Origin of the sequence: Streptomyces sp. NPDC002133 (genome assembly GCF_040296405.1) — a bacterium.
Taxonomy (GTDB): Bacteria; Actinomycetota; Actinomycetes; order Streptomycetales; family Streptomycetaceae; genus Streptomyces.
The window spans coordinates 177,005-191,511 of the sequence record NZ_JBEOXF010000008.1 but is presented as its reverse complement, the minus strand read 5'-3'; the positions used below and the strand labels follow the sequence as shown (position 1 = coordinate 191,511).

Annotated in this window: 13 protein-coding genes; 12 read left to right on the top strand and 1 reads right to left on the bottom strand. The window is 69.5% G+C overall.

Annotation, left to right across the window (positions count from 1 at the left end; all coding sequences use genetic code 11):
* Positions 1-49 precede the first annotated feature (49 nt).
* A complete protein-coding gene (locus tag ABT078_RS12625; protein WP_351226733.1) occupies positions 50-1,891 on the top strand; it encodes a hydroxysqualene dehydroxylase in 1,842 nt (613 codons plus the stop codon).
* Positions 1,892-1,973: 82 nt separating this feature from the next.
* On the opposite strand, the gene ABT078_RS12620 is transcribed toward ABT078_RS12625, so the two are convergent.
* Positions 1,974-2,774, bottom strand: a complete 801-nt coding sequence (locus ABT078_RS12620; RefSeq protein ID WP_351226731.1) for a C40 family peptidase — start codon at positions 2,772-2,774, stop codon at positions 1,974-1,976.
* Positions 2,775-3,622: 848 nt separating this feature from the next.
* Between ABT078_RS12620 and ABT078_RS12615 the strand changes: the two genes are divergently transcribed.
* From ABT078_RS12615 to nuoK, 11 genes are read left to right on the top strand one after another with little or no spacing between them, the layout of a single operon-like run.
* On the top strand, positions 3,623-3,982 hold the full coding sequence (locus ABT078_RS12615; RefSeq protein ID WP_351226729.1) for an NADH-quinone oxidoreductase subunit A: 360 nt from the start codon (positions 3,623-3,625) through the stop codon (positions 3,980-3,982).
* Between the two features lie 19 nt (positions 3,983-4,001).
* Positions 4,002-4,556: a NuoB/complex I 20 kDa subunit family protein gene (locus tag ABT078_RS12610; protein WP_003998928.1), complete on the top strand. Its 555-nt coding sequence runs from the start codon at positions 4,002-4,004 to the stop codon at positions 4,554-4,556.
* Positions 4,553-5,281, top strand: coding sequence for an NADH-quinone oxidoreductase subunit C (locus tag ABT078_RS12605; protein ID WP_351226727.1), 729 nt, complete (start codon positions 4,553-4,555; stop codon positions 5,279-5,281). Before ABT078_RS12610 ends, ABT078_RS12605 begins: the two co-directional genes overlap by 4 nt.
* Positions 5,278-6,654, top strand: a complete 1,377-nt coding sequence (locus tag ABT078_RS12600) for an NADH-quinone oxidoreductase subunit D (RefSeq protein ID WP_351226725.1) — start codon at positions 5,278-5,280, stop codon at positions 6,652-6,654. Before ABT078_RS12605 ends, ABT078_RS12600 begins: the two co-directional genes overlap by 4 nt.
* Before the next feature lie 17 nt (positions 6,655-6,671).
* Positions 6,672-7,412 carry an NADH-quinone oxidoreductase subunit NuoE gene (gene nuoE / locus ABT078_RS12595; RefSeq protein ID WP_351226819.1) on the top strand — a complete coding sequence of 247 codons (741 nt, stop codon included), beginning with the start codon at positions 6,672-6,674 and terminating at the stop codon, positions 7,410-7,412.
* On the top strand, positions 7,412-8,797 hold the full coding sequence (gene nuoF / locus ABT078_RS12590; protein ID WP_351226723.1) for an NADH-quinone oxidoreductase subunit NuoF: 1,386 nt from the start codon (positions 7,412-7,414) through the stop codon (positions 8,795-8,797). Before nuoE ends, nuoF begins: the two co-directional genes overlap by 1 nt.
* A complete protein-coding gene (locus ABT078_RS12585) occupies positions 8,794-11,325 on the top strand; it encodes an NADH-quinone oxidoreductase subunit G (protein ID WP_351226721.1) in 2,532 nt (843 codons plus the stop codon). The genes nuoF and ABT078_RS12585 overlap by 4 nt, the downstream gene beginning before the upstream one ends.
* The gene (gene nuoH / locus ABT078_RS12580) at positions 11,322-12,710 is read left to right on the top strand and encodes an NADH-quinone oxidoreductase subunit NuoH (protein WP_351226719.1); all 1,389 of its coding nucleotides are present in this window, start codon (positions 11,322-11,324) and stop codon (positions 12,708-12,710) included. The genes ABT078_RS12585 and nuoH overlap by 4 nt, the downstream gene beginning before the upstream one ends.
* A complete protein-coding gene (gene nuoI, locus ABT078_RS12575) occupies positions 12,703-13,332 on the top strand; it encodes an NADH-quinone oxidoreductase subunit NuoI (RefSeq protein WP_351226717.1) in 630 nt (209 codons plus the stop codon). The genes nuoH and nuoI overlap by 8 nt, the downstream gene beginning before the upstream one ends.
* Positions 13,329-14,210 carry an NADH-quinone oxidoreductase subunit J gene (locus tag ABT078_RS12570; RefSeq protein WP_351226715.1) on the top strand — a complete coding sequence of 294 codons (882 nt, stop codon included), beginning with the start codon at positions 13,329-13,331 and terminating at the stop codon, positions 14,208-14,210. The genes nuoI and ABT078_RS12570 overlap by 4 nt, the downstream gene beginning before the upstream one ends.
* Entirely contained in the window at positions 14,207-14,506 is a 300-nt protein-coding gene (gene nuoK / locus ABT078_RS12565) for an NADH-quinone oxidoreductase subunit NuoK (RefSeq protein WP_069927518.1), read from the top strand. Before ABT078_RS12570 ends, nuoK begins: the two co-directional genes overlap by 4 nt.
* The last annotated feature ends 1 nt before the right edge of the window (position 14,507 follow it).

Sequence of the window (14,507 nt, the reverse complement as noted above, 5' to 3'; positions counted from 1 at the left end):
GGCGTCGGGGAAGGGGGCTCCAGCCATGCACGGGAGCACGCACGGAAGCATGCACAGGGAGACGGAGACGGACGGGGGCACGCACGCAGACCCGCACGCGGACTCGCACGGGGCGCACAGCCGCAGGACGTTCCTCGCCGGGACGGCGGGAGCGGTGGGCGCCGTCGCCCTTGCTCCCGGTGCCCGGGCGGCCACCGGGCGGGCCGCTGCCCCCGGCCGCCGCGTCGCCGTCCTCGGCGGAGGTGTCTCCGGCCTGAGCGCCGCCCAGGAACTCGCCGAGCGCGGCTACGCCGTGACCGTCTACGAGTACTACGACGTCCTCGGCGGCAAGGCCCGCTCGATGGACGTCCCCGGCACCGGAATCGGCGGCCGCAAGCCGCTCCCGGGCGAGCACGGCTTCCGGTTCATCCCCGGCTTCTACCGGAACCTGCCGGACACCCTGCGCCGTATCCCGTACGCCGGGAACGCGAACGGCGTCCACGACAATCTGCGCTCCGGCACCGAGACCCTGTTCGCCCGCTCCGGCGGCCGTGCCGATCTGCACTTCCCGCTCCGGCGCGTCACCACGCCGCCGAGGCCCCGGGACCTCACCCCGGACTGGATCCGCGACCAGTTGCTGTCCGTACTCCAGCTGGCCACGAACATGCCCGCGTACGAGCTCGGCTACTTCGTCAACCGACTGCTCGTCTTCCTCACCAGCTGCGAGGCCCGGCGCGAGCGGCAGTGGGAGAGCGTCCCCTGGTGGGACTTCATCCGTGCCGAGGACTTCAGCGAGGATTACCAGAGGGTCTTCGGCGTCGGCCAGAGCCGCAATCTCACCGCCACCAGGGCGGAGGAGTCGTCGACCCGCACCGTCGCCGGCGTCTACATGGAGAACTTCCTCGTCTTCGGGCTGCTGGGTCTCGGCCATGACGGAGACATCGACCGGGTGCTCAACGGCCCGACGAACGAGGCATGGCTCGACCCGTGGACCGCCCATCTGCGCTCCCTGGGCATCGAGTTCGTCACGTCCACCCAGGTACGGGAGGTTCTGTACGGGAACGGCAGGGTCACCGGCGTACGCGTCAGCGCTCCGGACGGCACGGGCAGCCGGGTCGTCACCGCCGACCACTACGTCTCCGCACTGCCGGTCGAGCACGCCCGGCCCACCTGGGGGCCCATGCTGCGGGCCGCCGATCCGCAGCTGGCGCGGTGCGATGCGCTGCGGACCGACTGGATGGTGGGGGTGCAGTTCTACATGCGCACCCCCAGCCCGATGGTCCACGGGCACGTGAACTGTCTGGACTCGCCGTGGTCGGTCACCGCCGTCGGGCAGGCGCAGTTCTGGGACGGGCACGATTTCCCCGCCGAGTACGGGGACGGGCGCGCCGCCGACTGTGTCTCGGTCATCGCCTCCGAGTGGGACAAGCCCGGCATTCTCTACGGCAAGACCGCAAAGCAGTGCACGAAGGAGGAGTTCGTCGCCGAGGTCTGGGCCCAGCTGACAGAGGCCGTCGGCACTGCGGGCGATCCCGTTCTGAAAGACGAGGACCGCCTGGGCTGGTTCATGGACCCGGCCGTCACCGGGCTCGGCGGACCGAACCCCGCCAACCGCGAGCAGCTCCTCATCCATCCGGTCGGTTCGCTGCACGACCGGCCGTCGGCAGGGACTCGGGTGCCGAACTTCTTCCTGGCCGGGGACTACGTCCGCACCGGGATGAACCTGGCCTCGATGGAGGGGGCCAACGAGGCGGCCCGGCACGCCGTCAACGCCCTGCTCGACATCGACGGCTCGGCCGCCGAGCGGTGTGCCACCTGGAGCCACTATCGGCCCCCGGAGCTCGAACCCCTCAAGCGGGTCGACGAGATCCGCTTCCGCCTCGGGCTGCCGAATACCTTCGATCTAGGGTGATTTCGGGCGGACGACCGCAGAGCGGATACACAGAGGCCACCACCCCCGGGCGGGGAGGCGGTGGCCTCTGTGCGGTTCTGTGTCAGAGCACCCGGACCGCACCGCTCGCCGGGTAGCCCGACAGGTCCTGGATCACGACGCCCTTGCCGGGGTTGGCGGCGTCGAGGTACTGGCCGTTTCCGATGTACACACCCGTGTGGTACGCGGAGCCGGCGCCGCCCCAGTAGAGGATGTCGCCGACCTGGAGGTTGTTCAGGGACACCTGGGTGCCGGCGACCGACTGGTCCTGCGAGACACGGGGGAGGTCGACGCCGACCTGCCGGTACGCGGCCTGGACGAGGCTGGAGCAGTCCCAGGCGTTGGGGCCGGTGGCGCCCATGACGTACGCGTCGCCGAGCTGGGCCTTGAGGAAGGAGATGACGGTCCCGACGGAGCCGGACGGGGTCGAGGTGCTCCGGGAGGACGCGGAGAGGGTCGTGCGCTCGGAGGAGCGGGAGGCGCGCTCCTCGGCCGCGGCGCGGGCGGCCTCTTCGGCCTTCTTCTCGGCCTCGGCCTTGCGGACGGCCTCGGCCTTGGCCTTCTTCGCGGCCGTGGCGGCCTTCGCCGCGGCCGCGTTCTCCTGCGTCTGCAGCTGGGCGTCGAGGGCGGACTGCTGGGTCGCCTCGGCGGACAGGGCGACGGCGGCCGCGACCGAGGGGGACTCGAGCGTGAGTGCGGGCATCTCGATGGTCTCGGTCACCGGCTCGGCGTTCGCCGGCCCGGCGCTACCGGCCACCGCGATGGTGCTGAGGACGCCACCGGCAACTCCGGCCCGGAGCGCGAGCGTCGAGGCACTGCGAGGGCGGGGCTTCCGGTGGCTTCGTATGTGAGCGGTGTGGGACATGGGACAACCGCTATCAAGGACCACCGGTTCCCTTCAAGAAACGTGTGTTGCGCCACAGTTACGTCCGGAATCCGGCAATCCGCTTTCCTGGGAACCTTATTGACGCCGTAACGGGCAAAACGGTCATCGGTGATCAGGGCTGTGATCACGGCCTATCGGTAAAAGGTCCGGATTGCCCGTCGCTTACCACCCCTTCACACCGATGGCCAAGCCCCGAATTCCGGGGTGTGGCCGGGAGTGGTGCAGGTCACAGAAAGGTCACCGTCGGCCGCGCTCCGGAACCGTTCTTCCGGTGGTGACTCCGGGGCCGTCAGGAGCGGCCCGGCCGGATGGCGGGGAGCGGCCCGCGCTCGCGAGGAAGGACGGCCCGCGCTCGTGAGGAAGGACGGCCCGCGCTCGCGAGGAAGGGCGGCCCGCGCTCGCGAGGAAGGGCGGCCCGCGCTCGTGAAGGGATGCGCGTGTCCACCTCCGTCCCGGAGGCCCCTCGGCCGAGTGACAGCACCATCTACCACCCCCTTATGTGCTTCGCGAATTTGCGTGCGGGTGCCTGCCCTGATAGTGACGGCACCGCTCTGACCAGCGGTAACGCGACAGTGAATCACTTCTTGTAGCCGCTCGTGCGCTTCGCGTGCAAGATCACCGATCATCCGACTTCATGATCCTTCGTCAGGTGGTGGAGATCACAAAGACGTTGTTCCGTCCCGTGTCGCAGATCACAGACCGGCAGGCATAGGATGCGGAGCAGTCGGGCTTGTGAACTGCCTCACATATGCACGATCTTCGCGAGGCGGCGAGACGGATGCCCGGTGCGGTCCAACGGTCAAGGACGACTGGAAGGAGCGAGGAGCGTGAATGCCTACGCGCCCATTCTCGTGCTCGGCGCCCTAGGGGCAGGCTTTGCGATCTTCTCCGTGGTCATGGCCACGCTTATCGGCCCGAAGCGCTACAACCGGGCGAAGCTCGAGGCGTACGAATGCGGCATCGAGCCGACGCCGCATCCGGCCGGAGGCGGCCGCTTCCCCATCAAGTACTACCTGACGGCGATGCTCTTCATCATTTTCGATATCGAGATCGTCTTCCTCTATCCCTGGGCCGTCACCTTCGACGCCCTGGGGATCTTCGGGCTCGTGGAGATGCTGCTCTTCGTGCTCACCGTCTTCGTCGCCTACGCGTACGTATGGCGGCGCGGCGGCCTGGAATGGGACTGAGGGGCTGAGGAGCACACCAATGGGACTCGAAGAGAAACTTCCGAGCGGCTTTCTGCTGACCACTGTCGAACAGGCCGCGGGCTGGGTGCGCAAGGCGTCCGTCTTCCCCGCCACCTTCGGCCTCGCCTGCTGCGCCATCGAGATGATGACGACGGGCGCCGGGCGGTACGACCTGGCCCGCTTCGGCATGGAGGTCTTCCGCGGCTCCCCGCGGCAGGCCGATCTGATGATCGTCGCCGGGCGGGTGAGCCAGAAGATGGCGCCCGTCCTGCGCCAGGTCTATGACCAGATGCCCAATCCCAAGTGGGTGATTTCCATGGGGGTTTGCGCATCCTCGGGCGGAATGTTCAATAATTACGCGATTGTGCAGGGCGTCGACCATATTGTTCCTGTTGACATCTATTTGCCGGGCTGCCCCCCGCGTCCGGAGATGCTGATGGACGCGATCCTCAAGCTCCACCAGAAGATCCAGACCTCCAAGCTCGGCGTGAACGCGGAGGAAGCGGCCCGCGAGGCGGAGGAAGCGGCCCTCAAGGCGCTCCCGACGATCGAGATGAAGGGGCTGCTGCGATGACGGATCAGCCGAACCCCGAGAAGGAGCTCAGCGCGCAGAACCTGCCGGGGCAGCGCGGTGAGCACGGTGAGGAGATCCGCGTCCAGCGCGGGATGTTCGGCGCCGACAAGGGCGGCGACACCTCCGGCTACGGCGGGCTCGTCCGCTCCGTACGCCTGCCCGGTGCGGCCACCCGGCCGTACGGCGGCTGGTTCGACGAGGTCGCCGACGAGCTCGAGGGTGCCCTGGAGGAGCAGGACCTCGTTCCGGAGAACGCGATCGAGAAGACCGTCGTCGACCGCGACGAGCTCACCTTCCACATCGCGCGCGAGCACCTCGTCCGCGTCGCGAGGACCCTGCGGGACGACCCGGCGCTGCGCTTCGAGCTCTGTACGGGCGTGAGCGGCGTCCACTACCTCGGCGACAAGGGCCGGGAACTGCACGCCGTCTACCACCTGCGCTCGATCACCCACGGCCGGCTGATCCGCCTGGAGGTCAGTGCCCCGGACTCGGACCCGCACATCCCGTCGCTGGTCGAGGTCTATCCGACCAACGACTGGCACGAGCGCGAGACCTACGACTTCTTCGGCCTGATCTTCGACGGCCACCCCGCCCTCACCCGGATCATGATGCCGGACGACTGGCAGGGCTTCCCTCAGCGCAAGGACTACCCCCTCGGCGGCATCCCCGTCGAGTACAAGGGCGCCCAGATCCCGGCTCCGGACCAGCGGAGGTCGTACTCGTGACCACCCCATCAGCCCACCGGTCTCCCGGCCACCACCCCTCATCGGGTCCCTCCGGGACGCCCCTTTCCACGGCACGTGAGACGACCGAGGGGACTGTATATACAGTCACCGGCGGCGACTGGGACGAGGTCGCCCGGTCCGCGGCCAAGGCCGACGACGAGCGCATCGTCGTCAACATGGGTCCGCAGCACCCGTCCACCCATGGAGTGCTCCGCCTCATCCTGGAGATCGACGGCGAGACCGTCACCGAGGCCCGCTGCGGCATCGGCTATCTGCACACCGGCATCGAGAAGAACCTCGAGTACCGGACCTGGACGCAGGGCACGACCTTCGTCACGCGCATGGACTACCTCACGCCGTTCTTCAACGAGACGGCGTACTGCCTCGCGGTCGAGAAGCTGCTCGGCATCGAGGACCAGATCCCGGACCGGGCGACGGTCCTCCGCGTCCTGCTGATGGAGCTGAACCGGCTCTCCTCGCACCTGGTGTGCATCGCCACCGGCGGCATGGAGCTCGGCGCCACCACGATCATGATCTACGGATTCCGTGATCGTGAACTCATTCTCGACATCTACGAACTCATCACCGGCCTGCGGATGAACCACGCGTACATCCGCCCCGGCGGCCTCGCCCAGGACCTGCCCCCGGGCGCCGTGGACCAGATCCGCGAGTTCGTGAAGAAGATGAAGAAGAACCTGCCCGAGTACGACAAGCTCGCCACCGGGAACCCGATCTTCAAGGCCCGGATGCAGGACGTCGGGTATCTCGACCTGTCCGGCTGCATGGCCCTCGGCGCGACGGGACCGGTGCTGCGTTCCACCGGCCTCCCGCACGACCTGCGCAAGACCGACCCGTACTGCGGCTACGAGACGTACAACTTCGACGTCCCGACCGCCGACACCTGCGACGCCTACGGCCGCTTCCTCATCCGCCTCGAGGAGATGCGACAGTCGCTGCGGATCGTCGAGCAGTGCCTGGACCGGCTGGCACCCGGCCCGGTCATGGTCGCCGACAAGAAGATCGCCTGGCCCGCGCAGCTCGCGCTCGGACCCGACGGACTCGGCAACTCCCTCGATCACATCAAGAAGATCATGGGCACCTCCATGGAGGCCCTGATCCACCACTTCAAGCTGGTGACGGAGGGCTTCCGGGTCCCGGCCGGCCAGGCGTACGCGGCCGTCGAGTCGCCCAAGGGCGAGCTCGGTGTCCATGTCGTCTCCGACGGCGGCACCCGCCCCTACCGGGTCCACTTCCGCGACCCGTCCTTCACCAATCTGCAGTCCATGGCGGCGATGTGCGAGGGCGGCCAGGTCGCCGACGTCATCGTCGCCGTCGCGTCCATCGACCCCGTGATGGGAGGCGTCGACCGGTGACAGACGTATCGCTCGGGATGCCACAGCTCCCCGCCCCCGAATACCCGGTGGAGGTGCGCGAGCGGCTGGCGGCGGATGCCGAGGACATCATCGGCCGCTACCCGGACAGCCGGTCCGCACTGCTGCCCCTGCTGCACCTCGTGCAGTCCGAGGAGGGCCATGTCTCCCGCACCGGGATGCGGTTCTGCGCGGACATGCTGGGGCTGACGACGGCTGAGGTGACGGCCGTCGCCACCTTCTACACCATGTACCGGCGCAAGCCCTCCGGCGACTACCAGGTGGGGGTCTGCACCAACACGCTCTGCGCGGTGATGGGCGGCGACGCCATCTTCGCCGAGCTCAAGGAGCACCTCGGGGTCGGCAACGGCGAGACCACCGACGACGGCAAGGTCACCCTCGAGCACATCGAGTGCAACGCGGCCTGCGACTTCGCGCCCGTCGTGATGGTCAACTGGGAGTTCTTCGACAACCAGACGCCCGAGTCGGCGCGGCAGCTCGTCGACGACCTGCGGACCGGTCGGACCGTCGAACCCACCCGCGGGGCCCCCCTGTGCTCGTTCAAGGAGACCGCCCGCATGCTGGCCGGCTTCCCCGACCAGCGCCCCGGCGCCGTCGAGGCGAGCGGCGGCGCGGGCCCGGCCTCCCTGATCGGCCTCCGGCTCGCCAAGGGCGAGCCGCCCCACCCACGCGTCGTCCACCCGCGCGGCGCGGTGGCCCACGACGAACCGCGCGACGCCGCATCCGAGGAGGGGGAGTGATGACGGTGTCCACCAGCTATGAGGGCCCCTCCCAGCCGGAGGCCGGGGGCGAGACCAGCCCGGAGAAGCTGCTCGTCCCCGTCCTGTCGGCCTTCTGGGACGAGCCCGAGTCCTGGACGCTGGAGACGTACCGGCGCCACGAGGGCTACCAGGGCCTGCGCAAGGCCCTGGCGATGGCCCCGGACGACCTGATCGCGTACGTCAAGGACTCAGGACTGCGCGGCCGCGGCGGCGCCGGCTTCCCCACCGGAATGAAGTGGCAGTTCATTCCTCAGGGAGACGGCAAGCCGCACTACCTCGTGGTCAACGCCGACGAGTCGGAGCCCGGGACCTGCAAGGACATCCCGCTCCTCTTCGCCAACCCGCACTCCCTCATCGAGGGGATCGTGATCGCCTGCTACGCGATCCGGTCCAACCACGCCTTCATCTATGTGCGCGGCGAGGTCGTGCCCGTGCTGCGCAGGCTGCACGAGGCCGTGCGTGAGGCGTACGAGGCCGGCTATCTCGGCACGGACATCCTCGGCAGCGGACTCGACCTCGACGTCACCGTGCACGCGGGCGCGGGCGCGTACATCTGCGGTGAGGAGACCGCACTGCTGGACTCGCTGGAAGGACGGCGCGGCCAGCCCCGGCTGCGTCCCCCCTTCCCCGCGGTCGCCGGTCTGTACGCGTGCCCCACTGTGGTGAACAACGTCGAGTCCATCGCGTCCGTTCCCGCGATCCTCAACAGGGGCAAGGACTGGTTCCGTTCGATGGGCAGCGAGAAGTCCCCGGGCTTCACGCTCTACTCCCTCAGCGGTCATGTCGCGAACCCCGGCCAGTACGAGGCGCCCCTCGGCATCACCCTGCGCCAGCTGCTCGACATGAGCGGCGGCATGCGCCCCGGCCACCGGCTCAAGTTCTGGACCCCGGGCGGCTCGTCCACCCCGATGTTCACCGACGAACACCTCGACGTCCCGCTGGACTACGAGGGTGTGGGCGCCGCCGGTTCGATGCTCGGCACCAAGGCGCTGCAGTGCTTCGACGAGACGACCTGTGTCGTACGGGCCGTCACACGCTGGACCGAGTTCTACGCCCACGAGTCCTGCGGCAAGTGCACGCCCTGCCGCGAAGGCACCTACTGGCTCGTCCAGTTGCTGCGCAACATCGAGGCGGGCAACGGCGCCATGGAGGACCTCGACAAGCTGAACGACATCGCCGACAACATCAACGGCAAGTCGTTCTGCGCGCTCGGCGACGGCGCCGCCTCGCCGATCTTCTCGTCGCTCACGTACTTCCGCGACGAGTACGAGCAGCACATCCGTGGCAAGGGCTGCCCCTTCGACCCGGCCGCGTCCACCGCGTGGGCGAACCGGCACGACGACAACATGGAGGTGAACGCATGACTGTGACGACGGGCGCTCCCTCCGGGAGCGGCGAGGCCGCGGTCCCGCCCGAGGACCTGGTCTCCCTGACCATCGACGGCATCGAGATCTCCGTGCCCAAGGGCACCCTGGTCATTCGCGCCGCCGAACTGCTCGGCATCGAGATCCCCCGGTTCTGCGACCACCCACTCCTCGACCCCGTCGGCGCCTGCCGCCAGTGCATCGTCGAGGTCGAGGGCCAGCGCAAGCCGATGGCGTCGTGCACCATCACCTGCACCGACGGCATGGTCGTCAGGTCGCAGCTCACCTCGCCCGTCGCCGAGAAGGCGCAGCAGGGCGTGATGGAGCTGCTGCTCATCAACCACCCCCTCGACTGCCCGGTCTGCGACAAGGGCGGCGAGTGCCCCCTGCAGAACCAGGCCGTCTCGCACGGCCAGGCCGACTCCCGCTTCGAAGGGCGGAAGCGGACGTACGAGAAGCCGATCAACATCTCCAGCCAGATCCTGCTCGACCGCGAACGGTGCGTGCTGTGCGCGCGCTGCACCCGCTTCTCCAACCAGATCGCCGGCGACCCGATGATCGAGCTGCTGGAACGGGGCGCGCTGGAGCAGGTCGGCACGGGTGAGGGCGACCCCTTCGCGTCGTACTTCTCCGGGAACACCATCCAGATCTGCCCGGTGGGCGCGCTGACCTCGGCGGCGTACCGATTCCGCGCCCGTCCCTTCGACCTCGTCTCGTCGCCGTCCGTCTGCGAGCACTGCGCGGGCGGCTGCGCGACCCGCACCGACCATCGGCGCGGCAAGGTCATGAGGCGGCTCGCCGCCAACGACCCCGAGGTGAACGAGGAGTGGATCTGCGACAAGGGGCGGTTCGCCTTCCGCTACGGCCAGCAGCGCGACCGGCTCACCACCCCCCTCGTCCGCAACAAGGAGAGCGGTGAGCTGGAGCCGGCGAGCTGGCCGGAGGCCCTGGAGGCCGCGGCCGCCGGGCTCGCGGCGGCGCGCGGCCGGGCGGCGGTGCTGACCGGCGGGCGGCTCACGGTCGAGGACGCGTACGCGTACGCCAAGTTCGCCCGGGTCGCCCTCGACACCAACGACGTCGACTTCCGGGCGCGCGTGCACTCCTCCGAGGAGGCCGACTTCCTGGCCTCGGCGGTCGCGGGACGCGGAAGGGACCTGGACGGGGCGGGCGTCACGTACACCTCGCTGGAGGCCGCACCGGCGGTGCTGCTCGCGGGCTTCGAGTCCGAGGAAGAGGCACCCGGCGTCTTCCTGCGGCTGCGCAAGGCCGCACTCAAGCACGGCCAGCGGACCTTCGCCCTCGCCACGCACGCCACGCGCGGTCTGAGGAAGGCAGCGGGTGTCCTGCTGCCCGCCGCACCCGGCACCGAGACCGAGTGGCTGAGCGCCCTGGCCTCCGGCACCGGGCTCGACGGGGACGGCGCCACGGCCGCCGAGGCGCTGCGCGCCGAGGGGGCCGTGATCGTCGTCGGCGAGCGGCTCGCCGCAGTGCCGGGCGCCCTGACGGCGGCGGTACGGGCGGCGACCGCGACCGGCGCCCGGCTGGTGTGGATCCCGCGCCGGGCTGGCGAGCGCGGCGCGGTCGAGGCGGGCGCAGTCCCGTCGCTGCTGCCCTGCGGCCGCCCCGCCACCGACCCGCGGGCCCGCGAGGAGACCGCGGCGGCCTGGGGCGTACGGGAACTCCCGCACCGTTACGGCCGTGACACCGGCCAGATCGTCGAGGCCGCGGCCACCGGCGAGCTGGGTGCCCTGGTCGTCGCGGGCGTCGAGGTCGCCGACCTGCCCGACCCCGCACGCGCACGCGAGGCGCTCGACGCGGTCGGCTTCCTGGTCTCCCTGGAGCTGCGCCCGACCGAGGTCACCGAACGGGCCGACGTGGTCTTCCCGGTCGCGGCCGTCGCCGAGAAGCCCGGCACCTTCCTCAACTGGGAAGGCAGGGCACGTCTCTTCGAGGCCGCGCTGAAGCCCGACCAGATGACCCGCCCGTCGGCGCCTGCCGATGCGCGGGTGCTGCACATGCTCGCCGACGCCCTGGACGTCCACCTCGCGCTGCCGGATCTGCGGTCCGTGCGGCGGGAGATGGACCGGCTCGGCGCCTGGGCAGGGCCGAGGGCGGGCGAGCCCACCGAGGCCGCCCGGCCGCTGCCCCGCCCCGGCGAGGGCGAGGCGGTCCTCGCGGGCCATCGGATGCTGCTCGACCAGGGACTGCTCCAGCAGGGCGACGAGGCGCTGGCCGGAACCCGGCACGCCGCGGTCGCCCGGCTCTCCGCCGCCACTGCGGCCGAGACCGGAGTCAAGGACGGCGATGTCCTCGCCGTCACCGGATCCGCCGGCTCCGTGCACCTCCCGCTGCAGGTGACCGAGATGCCCGACCGGGTGGTCTGGCTCCCGCTCAACTCGACGGGCGGCGGCGTGCTGAGCGACACGGGCGTCCGCCCCGGCGAACTGGTCCGCATCGGCCCGGCGGCCGCCGCGGCGGAGGCGCACATCGACACGGCCCCCGCGGCTCCCACGGAGGTGGAGGCATGAACACGGCACTCCTCGAACCGACCCTGCTCGCCGCCGAGGACCTTTCGCTCTTCGGGCGGGACCCCTGGTGGCTCGTCGTCGTCAAGGCGGTCTTCTGCTTCGCCTTCCTGATGCTGACCGTGCTGTTCTCCATCGTCTGGGAGCGCAAGGTCGTCGCGTGGATGCAGCTGCGCATCGGCCCCAACCGGCACGGCCCCTGGGGCCTCCTCCAGTCCCTCGCGGACGGCGTCAAGCTGATGCTCAAGGAGGACGTGATCGTCAAGCGCGCGGACAAGGTGGTCTACGTCCTCGCGCCGATCGTCGCCGCGATCCCGGCCTTCATGGCGATCGCCGTGATCCCCTTCGGCCCCGCGGGCAACGAGATCTCGATCTTCGGCCAGCGGACGACGATGCAGCTCACCGACCTGCCGATCGCGATGCTCTACATCCTCGCGGTCGCCTCGGTCGGTATCTACGGCATCGTGCTGGCGGGCTGGTCGTCCGGCTCGACGTACCCGCTGCTCGGCGGACTGCGCTCCTGCGCGCAGATGATCTCGTACGAGATCGCCATGGGCGCCGCCTTCGCCTCGGTCTTCCTCTACTCGGGATCGATGTCGACCTCGGCGATCGTGGAGGCGCAGGCGGACCGCTGGTACATCCTGCTGCTCCCGGTGTCGTTCCTGATCTACATCGTGACGATGGTCGGCGAGACGAACCGGGCCCCGTTCGACATGCCGGAGTCCGAGGGCGACCTGGTCGGCGGCTTCAACACCGAGTACTCGTCCATCAAGTTCGCGCTGTTCATGCTCGCCGAGTACGTGAACATGGTCACCGTCTCGGCGGTCTCGGTCACGCTCTTCCTCGGCGGCTGGCGGGCCCCGTACCCGATCAGCACCTTCTGGGAGGGCGCGAACCACGGCTGGTGGCCGATGCTCTGGTTCGTCCTCAAGGTGCAGCTGCTGCTGTTCTTCTTCATCTGGCTGCGCGGCACGCTGCCGCGCGTCCGCTACGACCAGCTGATGAAGCTCGGCTGGAAGGTCCTCATCCCGGTCTCGGTCGTCTGGCTGATGCTCGTGGCGACAGTGCGGGCGCTGCGCAACGAGGGCCAGGACTTCTCGCAGATCGTGCTGTACGTCGGCGGGGCCGTCCTCGCCGTACTGCTGCTGTCGTTCGTGGTCGACATGCTCCGCGGCAAGCAGGAGCGGGCCGAAGAGGCGGAGAAGGCGGCCGCGCCCCGGGAGTTCGACCCGATGGCGGGTGGATTCCCGGTACCGCCTCTGCCGGGGCAGGAATTGCCGCTGGTGCCGCGCAGGCGGCCGCGCCGCGACCGCGAGTTGATCGTCAGTGGTGGCACGAATACCGACAGTGACGGACCTCGTGACGGAAAGGAGGCTGACGGTGTCTGAGCGATCCGAGGAATCCGAGAGCGCGTTCCAGAACCCGGTCGCCGGCTTCGGCGTGACCTTCAAGGCCATGTTCAAGAAGCGGTTGACCGAGCAGTACCCGGAGCAGCAGAAGACGACGGCGCCGCGCTTCCACGGCCGGCACCAGCTCAACCGGCACCCGGACGGGCTGGAGAAGTGCATCGGCTGCGAGCTGTGCGCCTGGGCCTGTCCCGCGGACGCCATCTATGTGGAGGGCGCGGACAACACGGACGAGGAGCGCTACTCGCCGGGCGAGCGGTACGGGCGGGTGTACCAGATCAACTACGCCCGCTGCATTCTGTGCGGTCTCTGCATCGAGGCCTGCCCGACCCGCGCGCTCACGATGACCAACGAGTTCGAGCTCGCCGACAGCTCCCGAGAGAACCTGATCTACACCAAGGAGCAGCTGCTCGCCGGGCTCGAGCAGGGCATGGTCGACTCGCCGCACGCGATCTACCCCGGCATGGACGAGCAGGACTACTACCGGGGCCTGGTCACCGAGGCGGCGCCCGGTACGGAGCCCCAGGTCGCCGCCTCCAAGGGCGAACTGCATCCCTCGGCAAGCCCTTCGGGCGCGGCCCGGGACGAGGAGGCCGACGCATGAGCGCCATGCTCGCCGCGGCCACTTCGACCGGAGAGGCCGTCCAGTTCTGGATCCTGGGCAGCGTCGCCGTCATCGGTGCGCTGTGCACCGTCCTGATGAAGAAGGCCGTGCACAGCGCGCTGTGCCTCGCGGGAACCATGATCATCCTCGCGGTCTTCTACCTCGCCAACGGGGCGTACTTCCTGGGCGTCGTCCAGATCGTCGTCTACACCGGCGCGATCATGATGCTGTTCCTCTTCGTCGTCATGCTCGTCGGCGTCACGGCCGCGGACTCCCTCAAGGAGACGATCAAGGGCCAGCGCTGGTGGGCCGCACTGTGCGGACTCGGCTTCGGCGTCCTGCTGATCGCCGGCATCGGCAACGCCGCGCTGACCCCGAGCTCCTTCGTCGGCCTCGGTCAGGCGAACGCGGGCGGCAATGTCGAGGGCATCGCCGCCCTGCTGTTCACCAAGTACGTCTTCGCCTTCGAAATCACCGGCGCCCTGCTGATCTCGGCGGCCGTCGGCGCCATGGTGCTCACCCACCGCGAGCGCACCGAGCGCGCCAGGACCCAGCGGGAGCTGGCCGAGCAGCGCGTGCGCGAGGGCAAGCACCTGCCGCCGCTGCCCGCGCCCGGTGTCTACGCCCGGCACAACGCGGTGGACATCGCGGGTCTGCTCCCGGACGGCACCCCGTCCGAGCTCACCGTCAACAAGACGCTGCGCGCCCGCGGTCAGATCCGCGATGTGTCGAGCGAGGCGCTGAACGACCTCAAGGCGCTGGAGCGGCGATCGGAGGAGCGTCTCGGCCGGGACCGCGACGAGCCCGGGCGGAAGGGACACGACCGGACCGAGCACGACCGGGACGGCGAGCGCGACGGACAGGAGGCCAAGCGGTGAATCCCGTCAACTATCTCTACCTCGCCGCCCTGTTGTTCACCATCGGCGCAGCCGGCGTGCTGATCAGGCGGAACGCGATCGTGGTCTTCATGTGCGTCGAGCTCATGCTCAACGCCTGCAACCTCGCGTTCGTCGCCTTCTCCCGGATGCACGGCAACCTCGACGGCCAGATCATCGCGTTCTTCACGATGGTCGTCGCCGCCGCGGAGGTCGTGGTCGGGCTCGCGATCATCGTGTCGCTGTTCCGTTCCCGCCACTCGGCCTCGGTCGACGACGCCAGCCTGATGAAGCTGTGAG

What these genes read in the sequence shown, in the direction of transcription:
- ABT078_RS12625 (WP_351226733.1), top strand. Translation starts at nt 50, where the DNA reads ATGCACAGGGAGACGGAGACGGACGGGGGCACGCACGCAGACCCGCAC.
- ABT078_RS12620 (WP_351226731.1), bottom strand. Translation starts at nt 2,774, where the DNA reads ATGTCCCACACCGCTCACATACGAAGCCACCGGAAGCCCCGCCCTCGC.
- ABT078_RS12610 (WP_003998928.1), top strand. Translation starts at nt 4,002, where the DNA reads ATGGGACTCGAAGAGAAACTTCCGAGCGGCTTTCTGCTGACCACTGTC.
- ABT078_RS12605 (WP_351226727.1), top strand. Translation starts at nt 4,553, where the DNA reads ATGACGGATCAGCCGAACCCCGAGAAGGAGCTCAGCGCGCAGAACCTG.
- nuoE (WP_351226819.1), top strand. Translation starts at nt 6,672, where the DNA reads ATGCCACAGCTCCCCGCCCCCGAATACCCGGTGGAGGTGCGCGAGCGG.
- nuoF (WP_351226723.1), top strand. Translation starts at nt 7,412, where the DNA reads ATGACGGTGTCCACCAGCTATGAGGGCCCCTCCCAGCCGGAGGCCGGG.
- ABT078_RS12585 (WP_351226721.1), top strand. Translation starts at nt 8,794, where the DNA reads ATGACTGTGACGACGGGCGCTCCCTCCGGGAGCGGCGAGGCCGCGGTC.
- nuoH (WP_351226719.1), top strand. Translation starts at nt 11,322, where the DNA reads ATGAACACGGCACTCCTCGAACCGACCCTGCTCGCCGCCGAGGACCTT.
- ABT078_RS12570 (WP_351226715.1), top strand. Translation starts at nt 13,329, where the DNA reads ATGAGCGCCATGCTCGCCGCGGCCACTTCGACCGGAGAGGCCGTCCAG.